Below are 20840 nucleotides of genomic sequence, written 5' to 3' on the forward strand. Positions count from 1 at the left end.
AGTCCGACCACCGCCGCGCCGCCCACGGAGATTCCATGCGCCTGACCTGCCTGTCGCTCGCGTTGTCCCTTCTCGTGTCGCCGGCCTTCGCGCAGGACGCCTCGACCGCGGTCGTCCCCCGGGGGGAGGACACCGGCACGCTGGCCGACGCGCCGTACCGCATCGACATTCCCGCCGACTGGAACGGCGAACTGGTGGTGCTGGCGCACGGCTTCGAACCGGTCGGCGTGCCGCGCGAGACGCCCTGGCCGGCCGATCCCGCCACACCGATGTTCACCTCGGCGCGCTATGCGGTGGCGCAGAGCGGCTACGCCACGCAGGGCTGGGCGGTGCGCGACGCCATCGCCGACAGCGAACGCCTGCGCGCGCATTTCGTGGAGCGGCACGGGCAACCGAAGAAGACGTGGATGGTCGGCTTCTCGATGGGCGGCGGCATCGCCATCGCCAGCCTCGAACAGCAGGCCGCGCACTACGACGGCGCGCTGTCGCTGTGCGGCGCCAACCTGCCGGGCGATTTACTAGCGAACGAGCTGTTCACTTCACTGGTCGCATTCGATGCGCTGTTCCCGCCACGCGAGGGTGAAGCCGCCTTCCGCCTGTCCGATCCCGCTGGACCGACCCTCGACCAGGGCGCGGTGATGGATCGCGTCGACGCCGCCCTGCCGCGCGACCCTGCAGCCGCGACGCGACTCGCCGCCAGGCTGGAGGTCGCCGTCAACGCGCTGCCCGGTACGATCGGCCTGCACTACCTGGTGATCCGCGACCTGATGACGCGCGGCGGCGGCATGCCGGTGGACAACCGGCGGGTGCGCTATACCGGGTTCGGCGACGACGCGGCGTTCAACCGCCGCGTCCCGCGCTATGCCGGCGATGCGGCCGCGATGGATTACGTGGCCGCGGCGCCGGCCCTGTCGGGCCGCCCGCAGAAGCCGCTGGTCCTGCAGTACAACGCCGACGACCCGACCATCAACCCGCGCTTCCGACCGGTGTATGCGCAGAAAGCGCAGGGTGCCGCCGTCGCGCCGCTGACGCTGCCGGACGTGCCCGGCGGCCACTGCCGATTCTCCGACGATCAGGTCCGTGACGCGTTCCGCGTGCTGACCGGCTGGGTCGAGACGGGGAAGCGGCCGGGCGGGTGATCGCGCCTTCGGCAAACGCCTCCGGCACGACCGCACACGCCCGCGGAAGAACAACGAAGCCGATCCGGCCGATTCGCACACGCCAGACGGCGTGCGCTTGGACTTCACCTCGCCGCTTCGCCGGCTTCCTTGGCCGCGCGATCGATCGTGTCGGCGACCACCCTGGGCTGCGTCATGAAGACGGCATGGCTGGCGGAGACCCTGGTGATGCGCGCGTCGATGCGTTCGGCCATGTGGATGAGCATCGCCTGGTCGAACGCCTTGTCTTCGGTCGCGATCACGGCCCAGCTGGGCTTGCTGCGCCAGGCCGCCTGCGTCAGCTTCGTGCCGAAGGCCGACATGTTGATCGGCACCTGCGAATCGCGCAGGAACGCGGCGTCGGCATCGGTGGTGTCGTGCGCGAAACCGGCCTTGAAGTTCTCCGGCCGGATGAAGCCGAATCCGTCGCTGGACGTGTCGATCACGAATTCCGGCGTCGGTGCGAAGCCGGCGTACTGTTGGGCGGTGGTTTCACCGGCATCCGGTGCCAGCGCCGACACATAGACCAGGCCGGCCACCTTGTCGTGCACGCCGGCTTCCGTGATCACCACGCCGCCCCAGGAATGCCCGACCAGGATGGCGGGACCGTCCTGGCGGTCGAGCACACGCTTCGTCGCGTTCACGTCGTCGGCCAGCGAGGTCAGCGGGTTCTGCACGATCGACACGCGATAGCCGCGGGCGGTCAGGTCCTCGTAGACCGGACGCCAGCCGGCGCCGTCGGCGAAGGCACCGTGCACGAGCACCACGTTCCGGATGGCGGCAGGCTGGTCGGTCCTGGTGTCGGTGGCCTGGGCGGCGGGGGACAGGGTGGCCGCCAGGGCGGCGGCGAGCACGGCGGGGATCAGCTTGAACATGGTCGTATCCTCGGACAGGGGTGGGTGGGTGCGGCGTCTTGGCCGGCAGGGCTACTTTGCGCCGCACGCCCGGACTATCGGTTGCTTTAAGTCCTGAAAACTTGACCCACCGTTCCGTTTTCCGCCAACCCTCCGTAGTGCCTCATCACGCGGTCGGCACGGTGCCCCCGTCGATCGTGTATTCCGCGCCCGAGATGGAGGCGGCGCGGGGCGAGACCAGGAAGGCGATAAGGTCGGCCACTTCTTCCGGCTTGGCCGGGCGCCCCAACGGGATCCCGCCCAGCGCCTCCATGACCATCCGCCTGGCGCCCTCGTAGTCCGTTCCCGCATTGGCCGCGATACCGCCCAGGAAGTCGACCGACGCTTCCGTCTCGACCCAGCCCGGCGAGACGCGGACCACGCGCACGCCCTGGGAGGTGACCTCCTTGGACAGCGCCTTGCTGTAGGTCGACAGCGCCGCCTTCGCGGCGGCATAGGCGATCGTGGCGTCGTGCAGCGGCAGCAAGCGCTGGATGGAGGTCACGTGGAGGATCACGCCGGATCCCTGCGCGAGCATCGCCGGAAGCAGCGCGCGATCCATCCGCACGGACGACATCAGGTTCACGTCGAGCGCCTTGGCCCATTCCGCATCGTCCAGCTTCGCGAAGCCGCCCGCGGGCGCCGAAGACCCGCCCACCACGTTGATCAGGATGTCGATGCCACCGAGTCGTTCCCGCGCCGCCTCGACCCCTTCGCGAACACCGTCGGCCGTCGCGAGGTCGACCGCCGCGTAGTGGACGCCGTCGACCGGGGTGTCCGGCATCGAGCGCGCGGTCGCGACGATGCGTGCGTCGAGCCGGGACAGCCGCTGGACGACCGCCGCCCCGATGCCTCGCGTGCCGCCTGTGACAAGAACGCGCTTGCCCGCGAGCTGGAGATCGAAACTCATGGCATGACCTCCAGCGACGCGATCTTGCCGCGCTCCAGCAGGAAGATGTAACGCAGGTCCAGCGGACTGCCGGGGAAATCGCCCGACACCTGGCTGGTGACCACGTAGTGCCGCCCTTGGGTTTCCAGCGTGTGAGGCCTGGCGGTGTAGGTGTACTTGGCAGACGCTTCGTTCTTCCAGGTTTCGATCGCGGCCGGACCGGCATGGGTCCTGCCCTCGTCGAGGACGACGCCCTCCCTGGTGAAGCAGCGGGCAACCGCCTGGCCATCCTGGCGGTCGGCGTCGAAGTAGGCCGCGATCGGCTCGGGCAGGTCCAGCGCTTTCATTGCAGGGCTCCGGTGGGGTGTGAGGAGCCAGCTTGAGGCGTTCGCTAAGGTTAGAGAATCACCTATTATCCGATCAGGCTATGTAGGAATCAGTGCACAATGCGCGGCTCCGAATTTGCGGAACTCAAGGCCTTCGTGGCCGTGGTCGACCGGGCCAGCTTCACCCGGGCGGCCAATCACCTGGGGCTGTCGCGGTCCGCTCTCAGTCAGATCATTCGCCAGTTGGAAGCCCGTCTCGGCGTTCGACTGTTGAATCGCACCACCCGCAGCGTCTCGCCGACCGAACCCGGACGGCGGCTGCACGCGCGCATGGCCCCGATGCTTCGCGACATGGACGACGCCGTGGCACAGGCGGTGGGCACGAGCGCGCGTGCGGCCGGAACCCTTCGCATCAACACGCTGAGCATGGCGGCAAAGCGGGTGATTGCGCCCCGGCTGGGACGTTTCGTGCAGGCGAACCCCGATGTCGTGCTCGACATCGTGATCGACGACGGCCTGAGCGACATCGCGGCGGAAGGATTCGATGCCGGCATCCGGGTGGGCGGCCGGCTGCAGAAGGACATGGTGGCGGTGCGGTTGACGCCCGACTTCGAACTGCTCGCCGTGGCATCGCCCGATTACCTTGCCCGGCATGGCGAACCCGGAACGCCTGCGGATCTGGGCCGCCATGCCTGCATCAACTGGCGCTTCCCCGGCAGCGGCAAGATCGCGGGCTGGCCGTTCGAGAAGAAGGACAAGGCGCTCGAATTCTTCGGCGAAGGCAATGTCATCTCGAACCACCAGGACATCATCGTGCCCGCCGCGTTGCAGGGACTCGGAATCCTCTACGCCTACAACGATGCCGATATCGCGGAAGCCCTGCGGGACGGGCGGCTCAAACGCGTCCTCGCCGATTGGTCGCCGACGGTGCCCGGCCTGTTCCTCTACTACTCGAGCCGGCGCTACATGCTGCCGGCGCTGCGCGCCTTCATCGATTGCCTGCTGGATCGCGATCAGGGATGAGGCGGCGATGGCTGGCCCGGGAGACGTCGCTGCGTCGGCGTGTCCTCGATAGCAGGACGACAACGACCGCGGAGCCGCGCCGCCGATGACGCCGCTCTCGGCGATCGCGTGCGCGGGAAACGGTACCTGAGCCCGTATCTCCGCTTCCCGACACACCGGATCATTGTGAGGCGAGGGCGACGCGGCTACCGTGCAGGGCCGCTTCGCTTCCGAAGGTGCGTCCGTGAAAACCCAGTACTACGCCGCGTCCAGCCTGGACGGCTTCCTCGCCACCGAAGACGACGGGCTCGATTGGCTGTTTCCGTTGGGCGACATCAACGAGACCAGCTATCCGGCGTTCTTCGCGGAGGTCGGCGCGATCGCGATGGGCTCGGCGACGTACGAGTGGATCCTGCGCAACACGGCGGCGGTGTCGGAACAGACCGGCGCGGCATGGCCCTACACGCAGCCGACGTGGGTGTTCACCCGCCGCTCGCTGCCGGCGGTGCAAGGCGCGGACGTGCGGTTCACCCGGGAGGACGTGCGCGATGTGCATCGCGCCATGCAATCGGCGGCGGACGGGAAGAATGTATGGATCATGGGCGGCGGCGATCTGGCGGGGCAGTTCCACGATGCTGGACTGCTGGACGAGATGATCGTGCAGATCGGCTCGGCAACGCTGGGCCAGGGCAAGCCGTTGTTCCCGCGCCGCGTGCTGAGTCCGGTACTGTCGCTGGTGTCGGTGTCGCAGGTGGGAACGGGGTTCGCGGAGTTGACGTATCGGGTGGGCAAGGCGGGGGGCTGACGCTTGCTCGGGCGAATCACGCCATCAGGATGCGACGAGCGTCTGCGCTGCGCCGTTGCTGGCCCCGATCTCGCCAATCGTGCTGAGGTCGATGCCCTCCGATGCAGGCCAGGTTGTAACCGTACTCGGTGGGCACGCTGCGGCGCTGGTGGTGGGTGTAGATGCCGCACACGGTGCAGAACCAGTGTTTGGCGATCCTGGTGTTCCACTGATAGAGGCCCAGCTTGTCCTCGCCGCGAGTGACGCGCAGGCGGTCGAGGGTGACGCCGGCCATGATGGCACCGCGGCGGCTGCACATCGAACAGTTGCTACGACGGATGTTCTGGTGACCGTCGATGAGGTCGACTTCGAACTCGACGGCCTTGCAGTGGCAGGTGCCTTTTACGGTGTGCATGGGTGTCGGCTTGCGATGACGTGAGGCCGCCATGATGCCAGCTCGTAGGCTGCGCGACTCCGGTCCAAGCCCGACTTGGCTTGAAGACATCGGGATCGACGTGCTTCGCATCGAAATGCTCGCGATACGGCCTGCGATCGCACGGCCCGCCCTCTGCGTAGCGGACCGTCGCACGTGGGGCAGGCACCTGGCGGCGTGTCGGGGGAGAAATCCTTCTCGTGGTCGTAACACTCCGCTCGCCCCAGGCGCTTATGTTGTCAGTCGGTCGCGGCCGACAGGCCCGGCAGGCCGCTCGATGGATCCTTGGGCTTTCAGGTAAGGGTGGGCGTCGTTGTTCCGTTGCTCCAACAGGAGACAGCTCATGGTCAAAGTCGCGTTGTTCGTTCGCCTTGAAGCGAAAGCCGGAAAAGAGAGCGAGGTTGAAAGCTTTCTCCTAAGTGGTCTCCCACTCGTCATGGAGGAGCCCGCCACGACCGCCTGGTTCGGGATTCGTCTCGGACCAACGACCTTCGGCATTTTTGATGCCTTTCCCGATGACGCGGGCCGGGAGGCCCACCTCTCCGGCAAGGTTGCGGCGGCCTTGATGGCAAAGGCGGCGGAACTTTTCTCCGAACCACCGACCATCGAGAAAGTCGACGTGCTTGCAGCAAAGTTGCCCGGCTAACCAAGCCAGCAAGCCTCGACCGTCGAAGCCGCTTTCGGGCGGCTTCGTTGGCTGGCAAAAAACAGAGGCCAGTACCCGCGAAAAACACCCTTCAAGGGGTGTCTGGACAGATTGCAGCTGTTTGCGGCACACGGCCCGCTTCGGGCCGGATGCGGCCTTCTATCGCGTCCCTCTGCATGCGGGAAACGTGGAGCATCCCCAGAAGCTCTCCGCCGTGCGCGCGTTGTTCCTCCGCACCATCACCGCTTCGCATTTCGGACAGTGGGGCGCTGCCGAGGTGTGCGACGTTTCCACACCCAGCACCGGCTCCACTCTCGACGGGGGTGACCAGGGCGCAGCGCCTCGCGCCTGCACCTCCTGGATCATCCCCAGCAAGTTCGCTCCATCGATCAACTCGATCGGCTTCCCTTCCGCGAACTTGGCTGCATCCGCCGTAAACCCACCCAGCGCCGCGATGCGTACGGCATCCGCACGGTGATGCGCCAGCAGGCCGTACATCTCGCGGACCACGTTGACCGGCACCTTCTCGCGCCGCCATTGCTTGCACTGCACCAGCGTGCGCTTGCCGTCACGGCGCAGGACCAGGTCGATGCCGCCGTCGGCGCCGCCCAGCCCGGTTTCCTCCACGGTATAGCCGCGACGGCGGAACGCTTCACCGACGAGCCGTTCGAAATCGCGCCACCCCAGTGTCGCGATGCTCTCCAGGCCCGTCCGCGTATCGAGCAGACGTCGCTTGCGTCGCGCATTGAAGAAGGACACTGCGGCCGCCATCACGCACAGGCCCAGGAAGACCCACGCCAACGGCATGAAGGGATGCTTGCCCGCCGTGAAAGACGGGGCCATCGGACTGTCCAGCCGTCCGAACACCAGCGGAATGCCATGCGCGATGGCCAGCCAGCCGAACGCACCCGCGCCGAGGCCGACCGGCCACGGCAGCGCTGCCAACCCTTCAAAGAAATGCGTCCTGCCACGTCCCATGTGGTGCCCCCACGCGCCCCGTGGCGGACCTTATCGCGAAGCCCGATGCACAGGAAGACGGCCGGCCTTACCGCTTGTCGGCCAGCGTGACGCCCGACCGTCGCAACGCGGGAAACACGGCGGCGGCGGATTGCGCTCGCGCGCAATGTTGTAAAGACGCAACGGGGAATCGAACCTGACCCGGGTCTACCCGATGGCTATCGGCCGTCGCCTGCGGACGGGAGCGGCACGTCGCCGGTTCGCTCGCCCACCCATACCTGCATGTCCAACGTCTGCAGCGAGCCGTAACTGGTCAGGAACGCGACGTCGGCGGCATCGCGACCGTAGGCGACCACGATCCGGCCACCCCGCGGTGCGGACTGGGTGGGGTCGAACGTGTACCAGCGGCCGTCCAGGTAAGCCTCGAACCAGGCATGCAGGTCCATGGGCTCCAGTCCGTACAGATAGCCGACCACCATCCGGGCGGGAATGCGCAGGCTTCTGCACAGGGTAATCCCGACATGGGCGTAGTCGCGGCAGACGCCCGCACCCGCTTCGAGGGTATCGAGCGCGTCCGTGCTGGCATCGCTCACGCCGTACCGGTATGCGATATGGGTGCGGATCCATTCCACGATGGCGCCCACCTGGCCACTGCGGGGATCGGCCGTGTCCACGATGGCCTGTGCCCGTTCGAAGGCGCGGTCGCTCGGGCAATAGCGGCTCGGCAGCAGGTAGTGCAGCGTGTGATCGGGCAGCAAAGCGGCCGGCACCGGCGCCACCCACGGCGCGATGGCGATGTCGCGCTCGGTCTCGACCTCGAGCTCGGCCCGGATCCGCATGCGCCCGCGCCGCACGACGAAGCGCTGGCACAGGTTGCCGAACAGGTCGACGAACTCGGTTGGCCGGACGTGGGGGTCGAACGCATAGGCTTCGCTGACCAGCCACTGCGCTTCGCCGCTGCGCGGCCGCAGCATGGCCACCACCGCGCAGTCTTCGCTGGATTCGACAGACAGTTCGCAGCCGGCTAGCAGGCGCATGTTCGACCCGATGGGAGATGGACCGTCATGGTGGGCGTCCTCGCTTCAACGCATGCTGACATGGCGGCGCGCGTCCTCGCGCCCGCGACCGCGACCGCCCAAGACTCGCACGCCTGCGGTGCTCGCCATGTGATCGCACGCGCCTCCCGACTCGGTCACGCACATGATCGCAACGCAACGACAGCCTGCGCGGCGCTCGCGTGGTGAAGTGTCGTTGCACGTCGATATAGCGTCGAGCTGGAGAAACATCGAAGCCTCGCAATCCGCAGCACCATCAGGATCGCAACAGGGATCGGAACACCGGTCCGCCCATGTCGCCCACGGCGGAGCGCCCCGCGAGGAGCGCGCTTCGTTTGCGATATCTGCACGCGATACGCGCGCAGCGGGCTCAGCGCCAGCTTGCCTTGCGCGAAGGCGGCGGCGCCGCCGGCGCGGCGTCGAGGGTGGGCACCAGCAGCGACAGGCGGGTCCTGGCGTAGTCGCCCTTGCCGTCCACGTCCAGTTTGCCGGCGCTGTTGGCATTGATGAGCGCGGTATCGAGGAACACCTCCTCACCCACGGCCACGGCGTGACGCGCGCTGCACAGTTTCACCGGCACCTGCAGCACGCTGATGCCGTCGCGCTGCCACTTGGTCTCCGGCGCCAGGCGCCGGACGATGGAGCCGTCCACCCACACATCCACCGAATCCGATTGCACCGATCGGCACTTGCCGATCCCGACATCAAAAGTCATGCACCCTCCTACAGGGCGGTATGCGTCAACGTGAAATGGAAACCGCGTGCTTCCAGCAGGGCGCGCATGCGCTTCTCCGCTGGCACGCGATGGAACTGCCGGCCAGCCCAGAGACTGAAGCACGGTCGCGCGGCGCCCTGGTCATGCCCCTGCGGACGACGCGTTACCGCGATGTCCAACGACTCGCACGCCGTCGCCCACATCAACCGCAGGTCGCCCGGACCGATGGACTGCTGCTGCCCCAGGTGGAGAATGAAGACCTGGACCTGCTGGTTCGCCACACACACCTCCTCGGCACGACAGGGCGTCGCATGGGTGAAGCCGAGAGGGAGGGGATCGACCGGCGTAAGCGGCGGAGAAAACTGCCCGTCAGCCAAGACAGGTATACGCCCTTGCGCCCCCGACCGCAAACGCATGGATCGGCATCACGTCATGCGCACGGCGGCATGAGGGCGAAGCGGCTTCACTGCGCGAGCGCAGGATCCCGCAACCGCCACCCCAACCCCGACCAGCGGCTCGCATGCCGCGACAACGCTTCGCGGATCACCGGATCGCTGCCGGCGACATGCAGTTCATGGCGGGCGCGGGTGATGCCGGTGTAGACCAGTTCGCGCGAGAGCACGCGGTTGCCGCGCGCCGGCAGCAGCAGCCATACCGCGTCGAATTCCGAGCCCTGCGCCTTGTGCACCGTCATCGCGAACGCCGACTCGTGCGCGGGCAGGGCCGCGGGATGGAAGGCGCGCGGCTGGGCGGGATCCTCGCCCGGGAACCACGCGACCAGCGCACCGCCGTCGTCGCGCAGGCAGAGGCCGATGTCGCCGTTGAACAGCCGGTGGCGGTAGCTGTTCTCGGTGACGATCAGCAACTGGCCATGGAAGTGCCCGGGTCCGCCGCGCGAGGTGCCGGCGCCGGTATCCACCAGCAGGCGCTCGATGCGCGCATTGAGCGTGCGCGCGCCCTGGGGTCCTTCGCGTACGGCGGTAAGCAGGCGCAGACGCGTCGACTGCGCCAGCGCCTCGGCCGGCGTCGCCGCATGCGCGAGCGAGCGCCAGTGGGCGAGCAGCGCGTCGCGGCGGGCGTCGAGCGGATCGGTGAGGCCCTCGTGGAAGTGCACGTTCGACAGCGTGTCGCCACGCAGCAGATCCAGCGCCGTCGTGGCGTCGCCTTCGCGCACGGCGGCGGCGAGCGGGGCGAGCTGCAGGGTTTCGCTCTGCCGCCAGCCGCGCTGCAGGTGCACGCGGATGCCGGGAAAACGCGCACCGCCCTCGCCCGTAACGGATGGCGCGCCCTCGCCAAGCAGCGGCCGCAGCGCGGCCACGTCGTCCTGCGCAAGTGCACCGCCCTCACCGGCCGCATCGAGGATGGCCGCCAGCACGTCGCCGGCTTCCACCGACGGCAGCTGGTCGGGATCGCCCAGCAGTACCAGGCGCGTGCCGTCGGCGACGGCATCGACCAGCTTGGCCATCAGCGGCAGGTCGATCATCGACGCTTCGTCGACCACCACCACGTCGAAGGCCAGCGGATTGTGCCGGTCGTGACGGAAGCGCGGCGCGTCGGGAATCGTGCCGAGCAGGCGATGCAGCGTGGTGCCGGTTGCGGGCAGTGCCTCGAGCAGGTCGGTGTCGATGCCGGCGGTGGCCAATGCGTGCACCGTACGGCGCACGCTTTCCGCCATGCGTTCGGCAGCGCGACCGGTAGGCGCCGCCAGTGCGATGCGTGGCGCGCCGCGACCGGCATGACGCGCCTGCGCGGCCAGCAGCACCAGCAGGCGCGCGGTGGTGGTGGTCTTGCCGGTGCCGGGGCCGCCGGTGACCAGCAACAGCGCATGCCGCAACGCGAGCGCAGCGGCGCGCGCCTGATGGTCGTCGTGGGTTGCGTGCGGGAACAGTCGGGCGAACAGCGGCACGAGCGGTTCGATGCCGGAGTGTTCCTCCGCATGCCGCGCGATGCGGTACAGGCCGAGCGCGAGCGCGCGTTCGTATTCCCGGTAGCGACGCAGGTAGAGCAGGTCGCCTTCCAGCACCAGCGGCGCCTGGCTGTCGGATTCGACGATGGCGTCGCGCGGCGTGGCGATCCAGCGCGAGGCCGCCAGCTGCGCACGCCAGTCGTCGCCATCGGGCCAGGCGAGATCGGCGTCGGTGTCGAGCAGCGCCTGCGGCGAAGACAGCGCCACGCCGGCGTGGCCCTTGGCGACCGCCAGCGAGGCGAGCGCCACGGCGGCGAGCACCGCGTCCGGCGTGTCGCGGTCGAGGCGGCGCAGGCTCTGCGCGAGTGCATGGTCCAGCGTGCGCAGGTGGCCGCCGCGGTAGAGCGCATCGAGCAGGCTCATGCGGCCGCTCCCTGCGCTGCGCCGGCGAACAGCGCGTCCAGCGCATGCACCAGGTCCGGCGCGAAGCGCTGCGCATGCACGCCCGGCGACGCTTCGCGCGTGAGGTCCAGGCCACGGCAGAACAGGTAGCGGATGCCGCCGACGTCGCGCGCGTAGTCGTAGGCGTCGCCCAGCCGGAAGCGCAGCCAACGGTGCAGGGCGAGCGTGTAGATGAGCGCCTGCAGGTCATATTCGCTGTGCGCCATCGCCTGCTGCATGGCCGCGGCGTCGTACCCGGGCAGCTGGTTGGATTTGTAATCGAGCACGTACCAGCGGCCCTCGTGCTGGTAGGTTAGGTCGATCAGGCCGGTCATGAGGCCTTCCAGGCGCTGGCGTGCGCCGAACGCGGTGCGATGGCGCAGCAGCCCGTGGCGGTGCAGCAGTGCGAGCAGCGCCGGCACGCCGGTGGGCTGCATGGCGAAGTGGAATTCGATTTCCGCACGGCGCTGGTCCGCCGGCACATCGGCCAGGCGCACGCCCTCCGGCAGGACGGTGCCGAGCGTGTGGCCGACCAGCGGCACCAGTACCTGCAGGCCGTCGGCGACCTCGGCCTCGGCGTAACCGCCTTCGCGCAAGGCATCGGCGATGACGAAGGCTTGGCCGTCGGGCGCGGCATCGCCGGGTCTCCAGTCGCGCCACGCGGCGAAGTCGGCATGTTCCAGCGCGCCATGCATCACCACGCCGAAGCGGCTGCCGGCGAAACGCGGATCGACGGCGCTGGGCACGGCGGCATCGCGCGGAGTGTCGTCGAGGTCCGAGGCGGGCGCTTCGTCCTCGCCACCCGCATCGGCCTGCGTGGAAGCGGCCAGCGGGTCGGCACCGCCCTCGGCATGCGCGAGCTGGGTGAAGCTGTAGACCCACCAGTCGGGTGCGATGCGACGCGTGGCGATGCGCGCCGGCGCGACGGCCGACCCGCGTTCCGGCGGCAATCGCGGCGGCGGCGGTTCGGCGGGGCCATCGACGATGCGTACGTCGGCATGCGCGTCGAGCAGGGCGAGATCGGCGATCAGCGGCGCGAGGCGACTCTTGGCGAGATCGGCCACATCGCCGGCGGCGATCCACAGCGCATGCTCGGCGCGGGTCAGGCCGACATAGAGCAGACGCGCGTCCTCGGCGATGGCCTCGCGCCGCGCGGCGTCGCCGGCGGACTTCCAGGCAGGATCGTCCTTGTCCAGCTTCCACTGCAGCACGCGCTGCGTGCCGTCGTGCACCACGCGATGGCGTCCGCTGTCGGGACGCGACGTACCCAGGCCGGCGAACGGCAGGTAGACCAGCGGGTACTCCAGGCCCTTGCTCTTGTGCAGGGTGACGATCTGTACGCGCAGCGCGTCGGATTCGAGCCGCAGCAGCTGCGTTTCATCGTCGGCATCGGCGTCGGCCATCCGCGCCTGCAGCCAGTCCAGCAGCCCGTGCAGGCCCAGCGTGCGCGCCGCGGCTTCCTGCAACTGCTCGCCGAGCTGCAGGTAGTTGGTCAGGCGGCGCTCGCCATCGAGCAGGCCCAGCAGCCGCTCGGCCTGCGCGGCGCACAGCTCGGACACCAGCGCGAACGGTCCTCCACGCTGCCAGCGCTCGCGCCAGTGCAGCAGGCGCGCCTGGTGCCGGCGCTGCGCCTCGCCATCCTGGTCCAGCACCGCGAGCGCGGCCGCGTCTTCGCCCAGCAGCACGGTCGCCAGCGCGGTGCGCAGGCGGCCGTTGTCGGCCGGATGCAGCAGGGCGAGCAGCAGCGTGCGCAGTTCGGCGGCTTCGGCGCTGGCGAACAGGCTCTGCTTGCCGGCCGCCACGGCGGGCACGCCGGCGCGCGCGAGCGCCTGCTGCACGCGCGTGGCTTCTTTGTGGTTGCGCACCAGCACGGCGATGTCGCCGGGCCGCACGGGACGGCCATCGATCCGTGCGTGGCCGGCCCGTGCGTCGGCCAGCACGCGATGGATGTCGGCCACGCAGGCGGCGGTAGCGGCCTCGCGGGAACCCTCGGCATCGAACGGCGCGCCATCGTCGCGGCGCAGCAGGCGCAGGGTCAGGGCGGGCGCGGCGCGATCGCCGTGCGCATAGTCGCCGTCGCCGCGCTTGCCGCCGGGTTCGACCGGCTCGAAGCGGATGTCGGGATGTGCGAACGCGTCCTGTCCCGACGCGGCCGCGCCGTCGTACAGCGCGCGCACCGCGCGCAGTACGGCCGGGCGCGAGCGGAAGTTGTGCGCCAGCCGCGGCGCTTCGGCCGCCGCCCGCCGCGCGAGCAGGTAGGTGGCGACGTCGCCGCCACGGAACCCGTAGATGGCCTGCTTGGGATCGCCGATCAGGAACAGGGCGGGCGTTTCGCCCAGCGCGCGCACGTCGTCCGAATCGCCGAACACGCGCGCGAAGATCCGCCACTGGCGCTCGTCGGTGTCCTGGAATTCGTCCACCAGCGCGACACGGTATTGCGCGCGCAGCGCGGCGACCAGCGCCTGCCGGCGCGGGCCGTCGAGCGCGGTCGCGACGCGTTCGATCAGGTCGTCGTAGGTCTGCACGCGGCGCGTGCGCTTGAGGTCGTCGAGCCGGCGGCGGGCGTCCTCGCGCAGGCGATGCAGCAGGCCGGCGCGCAGGCGCAGCTGCAGCTGCTGCCAGGCGTCGTCGGCCTCGCACCAGTCGCGCCAGGCATCGAACAGCGGCGAAACCGGAACCCGGGGATCGCTGCCGTCCTTGCAGAAGCCGCGCAATGCGTCGGGCAGCAGTTTCTGCACATGCGTCTTGTCGGTGCGCGGCCATTCGGCCAGCGCGGCGCCGGCCTGCAGTTCCTCGAATGCCTTGTCGAAACTGGGGCGGCGCGCGCGGCGACCATCGAAGACCTTGTGGTCGAACGCAGCGGCGATCGCGGCCTGCGCATCGGCCAAGTGAAGGCCGATCGCATCCACCAGATGCGCGGCGCGACCGGCGCGCGTGGCCTGCACCGCGACCTGGCGCTCACCGTCGTCGCCGGACGGGGCAGGCGGCAGCAGCGGCAACGGACCGCACAGCGCGGGCAGATCGTCCGCGAGCGCGTCGGGACCGCTCCACAGGCCGGCCAGCGCATCGACCGTCGCCGGATCGGCGGCATACGCGCGCCACAGGTCCGCCGCGAGGTCCGCATGCAACGCGCGGGTGTTGCCGAGCAACTCGCCGGCCTCGAATCCTTGCCCGGCGTCGAGCGCATGTTCGCGCAGCACGCGTGCGCAGAAGCCATGGATGGTGAAGATGGCGGCGAGGTCGGTTTCCTCGGCCGCCGTGCGCAGGCGCCGTGCGAGCTGTGTCGGCGTTTCCCCGCCGGCGGCCAGGTGGCGATCGATGACGAAGCGGGTCAGCGCGACCTCGTGCTTCTCGTCGTCGCGCGGCGGCGTGCCGACCAGGTCGGCGGCCAGCGCGAGCCGTTCGCGGATGCGCTTGCGCAGCTCCTGCGTGGCGGCCTCGGTGTAGGTCACTGCCAGCACCTGGCCCATGCGCAACCGCTGCTCGACGATCAGGCGCGTGAACAGCGTGGCCAGCGTGTACGTCTTGCCGGTGCCGGCGCTCGCCTCGATCAGCTGCACGCCGTCGAGGGCGCGCGCCAGATACGGCTCGCGGGCGGGATCGAAGGCGCTCATGCGGCATCCTCCGCGCCACGCAGTGCGCCATAGATCCGCAGGCTGGTGTCGATGAACTCCGCCATGGCTTCGGCATCGGCGAGCGGGTCGCGGCCGCGGAACGCGAGCTGGATCGCCTCGCCCGTGCTTTCGCCCCACCGGTAGTCGCCCGGATACCAGGCCTCGCGGGCGGCGGCCTCGCGCAGGGCGGGCTCGGCGGCATGGATGGCCCAGCCGGTGTTCGGCGCGAACGGCAGCGGCGCGCGCAGGCCGTCGCGACGCAACGCGAGCAGCGTGCGCAGGGCGTCCTGCGCTTCGTCGACGGCCCGTGCAGGAGTGGCGTAGGCACGGATGCCGTCGTCGCCCTCGTGGAACTGCACCAGCGGGATCGTCAGCCCCGCCGCATTGAGCAGCAGCGCATCCAGGCCGTGGCGGATGACGGCCGGTCCGTTGAGCGCGCCGATCTGCACGCGCGCCAGCCCATGCGGATAGACATCGGCGATGCGGCCGTGCACGCGCACGCCGTCGATCACCGTCTCGACGCGCGGCGCACCGAGATCGTCCGCCGCGACCAGGCCGCGCCATTCCACATGCGCACGCGGGGGCTGCAGGCGTGCGTACTGTTCGGCTTCGTGCACCAGCCGCATCAAGCGGCGCAGTTCGGCATCCGGCCCCGGTGCATGCCCGTGTCCGCGTTGCCACGGGAACAGCTGCCGTTCCGCCAGCCTCGCTCGCAGCGTGTCGGCGTCGAGGGTCTCGCCGGCCAGCACGGCAGCGAGCACGGCCTGGCCATCGGGTTCGGTCAGCGCGCCATGCAGCCGATGGCGGCGGTCGTGGCTGATCCAGTCGGCGAACGCCTCCGCATACGGCGCCACCTCGGCGAACACCTGCTCCGCGGCGTGTTCGCCCAGCGGACCGGTCGGCACCTGGCCGCGGGCGCGCAGCCGGGCGTACAGCGCGGACGGTGTGCGGGCGTCCTGCGGGCGGTCGAGATCGAGCAGCCAGTCGAACACGTCGCGGCGCAGGCGCGCGCGTTCACGGCCACGCGCAGGCGCGACCAGCGGTTCGATGTCTTCGGCCATCTCGATCGCATCGGGCAGGCGCAGGCCAAGGCGACGCGCAAGGAAGGCGGAGGCAGGATCGAGCAGGAAGCGGCGCAGGTCGTCGAGCGGGACGTCATGTTCGTCTTCCGCAAGCACGGGCAGCGGTGCATCCACCCAGGGCGGCAGCGCGCGGCGCGCGGCGTCCACACGGTCGGCGGCCGGACGCCAGGCAGCACGGTAGCTGAAACGGCGGGGTTCGTCGGGGCTGCCGAACGCGGCGGGCGCGAACGGCTGCAGGGTATGGCGGACGACGAGGCGCTTCTTCGCGTCCGCATCGACGTGGTAACGCGCGGCGACGTCGAGCAGCTCGCTGACCAGCACCGACGGCTCGCGCAGGCTGCCGTCGCGCGGATCGGCGCCGAGGTAGCTGACGTAGAACACGTCCTGCGCGGCGGCGAACAGCTGCAGGAACAGGAAGCGGTCGTCCTCGCGCGTCGAACGGTCGCCGGGCTTGCGTCGGCCGGCATGCAGTTCGGCGGTTAGCTTGTTGAGGCCGGCCGCGGGATCGCGGCGCGGGAAGTCGCCGTCGTTCATGCCGAGCAGGCAGATGGCGCGGAACGGCAGCAGGCGCATCGGCACCATGCGGCCCACGCTGACGCCGCCGGTGAGCAGCGGCGCGCGCGTGTCGGCCTGCGAGAGCTGGTCGCTGAAATGCGCGCGCACCACCTCGGGCGGCACCGTGCCGGCGTAGCCCGCCGTGTCCGCATCGCGGGCGAAGCGGTCGATCAGTGTGCGAAGGCGGTCCAGCGTGCGTTGCGCGCGCGGTGCGCTGGGCTGTTCCGGCAACAGCACGGCCAGCAAGTGCAGCAGGCGTTCGCGCCACTGCGCCGGCGTGGCCGCCTCGCCCAGCACGCGCCGCTGGCGCGCGAGTTCGCGCAGCAGCCGCACCAGCGTGTCGAGCGCGTCGAGCGCACCGCCTTCCAGGTCCGGCCACGGTGCGACGCCGGCGATCATCCCGTCCGCGCCGCTGGCATGGCCCAGCAGCAGGCGGTCGAGCGCGAACTGCCAGGTGTAGGCGTCGTCGGCCGGCGCATCGGACGCGGCGCGGTGGTTCGCGTCCAGGCCCCAACGCGCGCCGGCCTCGCGAAACCAGCCGTGCAGGCGGTCGATGGCGTCGGTATCCAGCCCCGCCGCTTCGGCCACCGGCGCGCTGGCCAACAGGTCCAGCACCTCGTCCAGGCCGAAGCGCGACAGCGGCAGGTCGAGCAGGCGCAGGAACACCTCGGCCAGCGGCTCGCTCGCCAGCGGGCTGGTGTCCGCCAGCGCCCACGGCAGCGCGTCGTCGTGCCCGCTGCCGCCGAAGACAGCGTCCAGATACGGCACATAGGGATCGATATCGGGCGCGAGCACGGCGATCTCGCGCGGCTGCAGCGGCGGATCGAAGCGTGGATCCTCCAGCAGCGCGCGCAGCTGGTCGTGCAGCACCTGCAGTTCGCGCAGGCGCGTGTGGCAGGCATGCACCTGCAGGCTGGGGTCGTCGAGGGCGGGCACGGGGCGCGGTGGCGGCGATGCGTGCGCGCGGCGGTGGAACAGGTCCGACTGCAGCCGGCGCAGCAGCGTGTCCGGGCCATCCGCGTAGAGCGGATCGGCGTAGACGTCGATTTCGGCGCGCGGATGCACCACCTCGTAGTCGCCGAGCAGCGCCATGAAGTCGCGCCCGGCGGCGCCCCAGGCCTGCAGCAGCGGGTTCTCCTGCACATCGTCGGCGAACAGCTCGGCCGGGCCTTCGCGGCGGCGTTCGCGCAGCGTCTGCAGGTCCCCCCAGTAACCGCGCGCCGGCGTGGGCAGGTAGAAGTGCAGCGTGCCCACGCGCGCCTGGGTTGCCAGCACGCGCAACACGTCGGGCGAGATGTTGAGCGTGGCGAAGACCAGCAGGCGCTTCGGCAACCCTTGCGGCAACGGTCCGTCGTCGCGACCGAAACGCGCGAGGTAGGCGTCGATGCGGCGCGCGCGGTAGTCGCGGCCGGCGGCGACGGCGCGCCACAGCCGCGCCTGCGGGTCGTCGCGGTCGGCGCCCGCTTCCCAGCGCAGCAGCCAGTCGCGCCGCCACGCCTGGTACTTCTCGTAGACCCCCGCCAGTTCGCCGGCCAGCCGCCACGGCTTCAGCGGATCGCCACCGGCCATCCAGCCGTCGAGCGAGGCCAGGGCGGGATCGCGGCGCAGCGCCGGCTCGTGGAGCGCGGCGTACAGGCGCCACTGCAGCGAGGCGGCGTCGAGATCGTCGCCGCCGGCCGGGCCGAGGTTCGCGTCGAGCGCGCGGGCGACGAATTCGCCGGGCGTCAGGAATTCCAGGTTCGCGGCGATGCCGTACTCCGCCGCCAGCGTGGCCTGCAGCCAGCGGCGCATGGCGACCTGCGGGATCAGCACGGTGTCCGGGGCCAGCAGTGCCTGGCCCGGCACCGGCCTGCGCAGTTCGTCCGCCAGCAGCGCGGCCAGCAACGCCAGCGTGTTGGACGGATACAGACGGAAGTCGGGCGCAGGGGCGGCGGGCATCACGCCATCTTGCCGCAGCGCTGTCGCGAATGCCGAGACATCGCCGTCGAAGCAGGCGCTTAAGAGGTTCTTAAAGTGGCCTCTCCAACATCCACCGTCGAACCTTGCGCCTTGGAGGCTCGGCAGCGGAGATATCTGCGCACATCCATGCGCGACATCTCCGTGCGATGCGACAATAATCAAACTGCGCGGTACGGTTTATGTTCAGCCGCTGGCCGCGAAGCTACGCCGTTGTTTTTCCGTTAACTCCCCTGCTGGTCCGCCGACGACGCCCATGACGCTTGCCGACGCCCCTGCCGTGCACCTGTCCGGCCTCCGCCTCGATCGCGGCGGCCGCACGATCCTGCGCGGCATCGACCTGACCGTGCCCCGCGGCGGCATCGCCGCCGTGCTCGGTCCGTCCGGCAGCGGCAAGTCGACGCTGCTGGCCGCGCTGACCGGCGAGCTGCCGCCGGCGGCCGGCACGGTGGAGGTGTTCGGGCAGCCGGTGCCGCACCGCAGCCGCGCGCTGCTGGACATGCGCAAGGGCATCGGCGTGCTGCTGCAGGGCAACGGCCTGCTGACCGACCTGACCGTAGCCGAGAACGTTGCGCTGCCGCTTCGCACGCATACGCCACTGCCGGACGCACTGATCCGCCGGCTGGTCGAATTCAAGTTGAACGCGGTCGGCCTGCGCGCCGCCGCCGATGCGTATCCGCGCGAGCTGTCCGGCGGCATGGCGCGCCGGGTGGCGCTGGCCCGCGCGCTGGCGCTGGACCCGCCGCTGATGATCTACGACGAGCCGCTGACCGGACTGGACCCGATCGCCTCCGGCGTGATCATGAGCCTGATCCAGCGCCTCAACGACACGCTGGGCCTGACCAGCATCATCGTGACCCACCACGTGCACGAAACGCTGCCGATCGCCGACCAGGCGGTGGTCATCGCCAACGGTGGCCTGGTGTTCTCCGGCACGCCGGCGGAACTGGAAGCTTCGTCGGACCCGCTGGTGAAGCAGTTCCTGCGCGGCGAGCCGGATGGCCCGATCGCGTTCGATGCGGTGAAGCGCGGGGCGGCGGCGTGACGAGGAACTTCGAGGTGCTCCCCATGAGCCCCCTCCTCCGCAAAGCGGGGGAGGGGCCGAACCCTGCACAGGGGGATCTGTCCTGATGCCGTTCGTCTCCGCCACCCGTTCGCTGGGCCGCGCCGGCCTGTTTTCGCTGTCCGTGTTCCGCGCGTCGAAACCGACCCACGACTTCTTCGCCGAACTGACCCGCGAGATCTACAAGATCGGCGGGCGCTCGCTGCCGATCATCGCGGTGGGTGGCGCGTTCGTGGGCCTGGTGCTGACGCTGCAGGGCTACCGCACGCTGACCACGTTCGGCGCCAGCGACGCGCTGTCCACGCTGCTGGGCCTGTCGCTGTACCGCGAACTGGGCCCGGTGCTGACCGCGCTGCTGTTCATCGGCCGCGCCGGCAGCTCGATCGCCGCCGAGCTGGGCCTGATGCGCGCCACCGACCAGATCAAGGCGCTGGAACTGATGGCCATCGATCCGGTCGCCAAGGCCGTGGCGCCGCGCTTCTGGGCGGCGGTGCTGACGGTGCCGTTGCTGACCGGTTTCTTCTGCTCGCTGGCGATCAGTGCCAGCTACTTCGAGGCCGTGCACGTGCTGGGCCTCGACAACGGCACGTTCTGGTCGGCGCTGCAGAACAGCGTCGACTTCTGGGACGACTTCGGCGTGGCGCTGCTGAAGTCGGCCGTGTTCGGCGGCACCGCCGCGCTGGTCGCGGCCTACGTGGGCTTCCACGCCGAGCCGACCATCGAAGGCACCTCGGTGGCCACCACCCGTGCGGTGGTGAACGCCTCGCTGCTGGTGCTGATGTTCAATTTCGTCATGTCTGCATTGCTGTTCAGGAGCTGACCCATGTCCGTCCGTGGACCCCGCCTCGAATTCGCCGTCGGTGCCTTCCTGCTGCTGGCCCTGGCCTCGCTGCTGGTGCTGGCGCTGGCTTCCACCAACAAGCGCTTCGGCGTGGGCGGCGGCAGCTACGAGCTGACCGCGCGCTTCTCCAACCTGGGCCAGCTGCGCAAGCAGGCACCGGTGAAGATCGGCGGCGTGGTGATCGGCCAGGTGGCCGACATCCGCCTGGATCCGGTCAAGTTCGACTCGCTGGTCACGCTGTCCATCGACAGCCAGTACAAGGACCTGCCGGCCGATACCGCGGCCGGCATCTTCACCAGCGGCCTGCTGGGCGAGAACTACATTGGCCTGTCGCCGGGCGGAGATCCGGAGGTCCTCAAGCCGGGCGAGGAGATCGCCTTCACGCAGCCGGCCGTGGATCTCCTGCAGCTGGCCGGCAAGTACATGTTCAGCGGCGGCGCCAACAATGCCGACGCAGGCTCCGGGGAGACCCCGGCCAGCGGCGAGACCGCCGCTCCCCCCGTTAAGGAAGGACCGACCCCATGA

18 protein-coding genes are annotated in these 20840 nt (G+C 69.9%); 7 read left to right on the top strand and 11 right to left on the bottom strand.

Annotated elements, in window-relative coordinates:
- The first annotated feature begins 35 nt into the window (after positions 1–35).
- Positions 36–1139 carry an alpha/beta hydrolase gene (locus AC1Q5B_RS04195; RefSeq protein WP_492630467.1) on the top strand — a complete coding sequence of 368 codons (1104 nt, stop codon included), beginning with the start codon at positions 36–38 and terminating at the stop codon, positions 1137–1139.
- Positions 1140–1243: 104 nt separating this feature from the next.
- Here the strand turns inward: AC1Q5B_RS04195 and AC1Q5B_RS04200 are convergent, their stop codons facing one another.
- The 3 genes from AC1Q5B_RS04200 to AC1Q5B_RS04210 all read right to left on the bottom strand — a co-directional run bounded on the left by AC1Q5B_RS04200 (position 1244) and on the right by AC1Q5B_RS04210 (position 3286).
- Positions 1244–2032 (bottom strand): alpha/beta fold hydrolase, encoded by a 789-nt coding sequence (locus AC1Q5B_RS04200; RefSeq protein ID WP_492630468.1) that lies wholly within the window; start codon positions 2030–2032, stop codon positions 1244–1246.
- A 145-nt stretch (positions 2033–2177) separates the two neighbouring features.
- Complete coding sequence (locus AC1Q5B_RS04205; RefSeq protein WP_492630469.1) at positions 2178–2960, bottom strand: SDR family oxidoreductase; 783 nt, start codon at positions 2958–2960, stop codon at positions 2178–2180.
- Positions 2957–3286 carry a nuclear transport factor 2 family protein gene (locus tag AC1Q5B_RS04210; protein ID WP_492630470.1) on the bottom strand — a complete coding sequence of 110 codons (330 nt, stop codon included), beginning with the start codon at positions 3284–3286 and terminating at the stop codon, positions 2957–2959. The genes AC1Q5B_RS04205 and AC1Q5B_RS04210 overlap by 4 nt, the downstream gene beginning before the upstream one ends.
- A 99-nt stretch (positions 3287–3385) precedes the next feature.
- Between AC1Q5B_RS04210 and AC1Q5B_RS04215 the strand changes: the two genes are divergently transcribed.
- Both AC1Q5B_RS04215 and AC1Q5B_RS04220 read left to right on the top strand, forming a co-directional pair.
- On the top strand, positions 3386–4288 hold the full coding sequence (locus AC1Q5B_RS04215) for a LysR family transcriptional regulator (RefSeq protein ID WP_492630471.1): 903 nt from the start codon (positions 3386–3388) through the stop codon (positions 4286–4288).
- Positions 4289–4511: 223 nt separating this feature from the next.
- The gene (locus AC1Q5B_RS04220; protein ID WP_492630472.1) at positions 4512–5072 is read left to right on the top strand and encodes a dihydrofolate reductase family protein; all 561 of its coding nucleotides are present in this window, start codon (positions 4512–4514) and stop codon (positions 5070–5072) included.
- A 16-nt stretch (positions 5073–5088) separates the two neighbouring features.
- Here the strand turns inward: AC1Q5B_RS04220 and AC1Q5B_RS04225 are convergent, their stop codons facing one another.
- The gene (locus AC1Q5B_RS04225; RefSeq protein ID WP_492630473.1) at positions 5089–5499 is read right to left on the bottom strand and encodes a GFA family protein; all 411 of its coding nucleotides are present in this window, start codon (positions 5497–5499) and stop codon (positions 5089–5091) included.
- 328 nt (positions 5500–5827) lie between these two features.
- On the opposite strand from AC1Q5B_RS04225, the gene AC1Q5B_RS04230 reads away from it, so the two are divergent.
- Positions 5828–6130 (top strand): putative quinol monooxygenase, encoded by a 303-nt coding sequence (locus AC1Q5B_RS04230; RefSeq protein WP_492630474.1) that lies wholly within the window; start codon positions 5828–5830, stop codon positions 6128–6130.
- 159 nt (positions 6131–6289) lie between these two features.
- Here the strand turns inward: AC1Q5B_RS04230 and AC1Q5B_RS04235 are convergent, their stop codons facing one another.
- The 7 genes from AC1Q5B_RS04235 to recC form a co-directional block, all read right to left on the bottom strand.
- Positions 6290–7108: a restriction endonuclease gene (locus AC1Q5B_RS04235; RefSeq protein ID WP_492630475.1), complete on the bottom strand. Its 819-nt coding sequence runs from the start codon at positions 7106–7108 to the stop codon at positions 6290–6292.
- Positions 7109–7305: 197 nt separating this feature from the next.
- Positions 7306–8124, bottom strand: coding sequence for a transglutaminase domain-containing protein (locus AC1Q5B_RS04240; RefSeq protein WP_492630476.1), 819 nt, complete (start codon positions 8122–8124; stop codon positions 7306–7308).
- A 388-nt stretch (positions 8125–8512) separates the two neighbouring features.
- Positions 8513–8857, bottom strand: coding sequence for a hypothetical protein (locus AC1Q5B_RS04245; protein ID WP_492630477.1), 345 nt, complete (start codon positions 8855–8857; stop codon positions 8513–8515).
- An 8-nt stretch (positions 8858–8865) separates the two neighbouring features.
- Positions 8866–9138, bottom strand: a complete 273-nt coding sequence (locus AC1Q5B_RS04250) for a hypothetical protein (protein ID WP_492630478.1) — start codon at positions 9136–9138, stop codon at positions 8866–8868.
- Between the two features lie 182 nt (positions 9139–9320).
- Positions 9321–11186: an exodeoxyribonuclease V subunit alpha gene (recD, locus tag AC1Q5B_RS04255; protein WP_492630479.1), complete on the bottom strand. Its 1866-nt coding sequence runs from the start codon at positions 11184–11186 to the stop codon at positions 9321–9323.
- Positions 11183–14818, bottom strand: a complete 3636-nt coding sequence (locus AC1Q5B_RS04260; protein ID WP_492630480.1) for a UvrD-helicase domain-containing protein — start codon at positions 14816–14818, stop codon at positions 11183–11185. The genes recD and AC1Q5B_RS04260 overlap by 4 nt, the downstream gene beginning before the upstream one ends.
- The gene (recC, locus tag AC1Q5B_RS04265) at positions 14815–18393 is read right to left on the bottom strand and encodes an exodeoxyribonuclease V subunit gamma (protein WP_492630481.1); all 3579 of its coding nucleotides are present in this window, start codon (positions 18391–18393) and stop codon (positions 14815–14817) included. The genes AC1Q5B_RS04260 and recC overlap by 4 nt, the downstream gene beginning before the upstream one ends.
- A gap of 274 nt (positions 18394–18667) precedes the next feature.
- On the opposite strand from recC, the gene AC1Q5B_RS04270 reads away from it, so the two are divergent.
- From AC1Q5B_RS04270 to mlaD, 3 genes are all read left to right on the top strand, one after another.
- Complete coding sequence (locus tag AC1Q5B_RS04270) at positions 18668–19456, top strand: ABC transporter ATP-binding protein (RefSeq protein ID WP_492630482.1); 789 nt, start codon at positions 18668–18670, stop codon at positions 19454–19456.
- Between the two features lie 85 nt (positions 19457–19541).
- Complete coding sequence (locus AC1Q5B_RS04275; RefSeq protein WP_492630483.1) at positions 19542–20294, top strand: MlaE family lipid ABC transporter permease subunit; 753 nt, start codon at positions 19542–19544, stop codon at positions 20292–20294.
- Positions 20295–20297: 3 nt separating this feature from the next.
- Entirely contained in the window at positions 20298–20840 is a 543-nt protein-coding gene (gene mlaD, locus AC1Q5B_RS04280) for an outer membrane lipid asymmetry maintenance protein MlaD (protein ID WP_492630484.1), read from the top strand.

It is taken from the genome of Pseudoxanthomonas sp. GW835-FHT14C01, assembly GCF_058793715.1.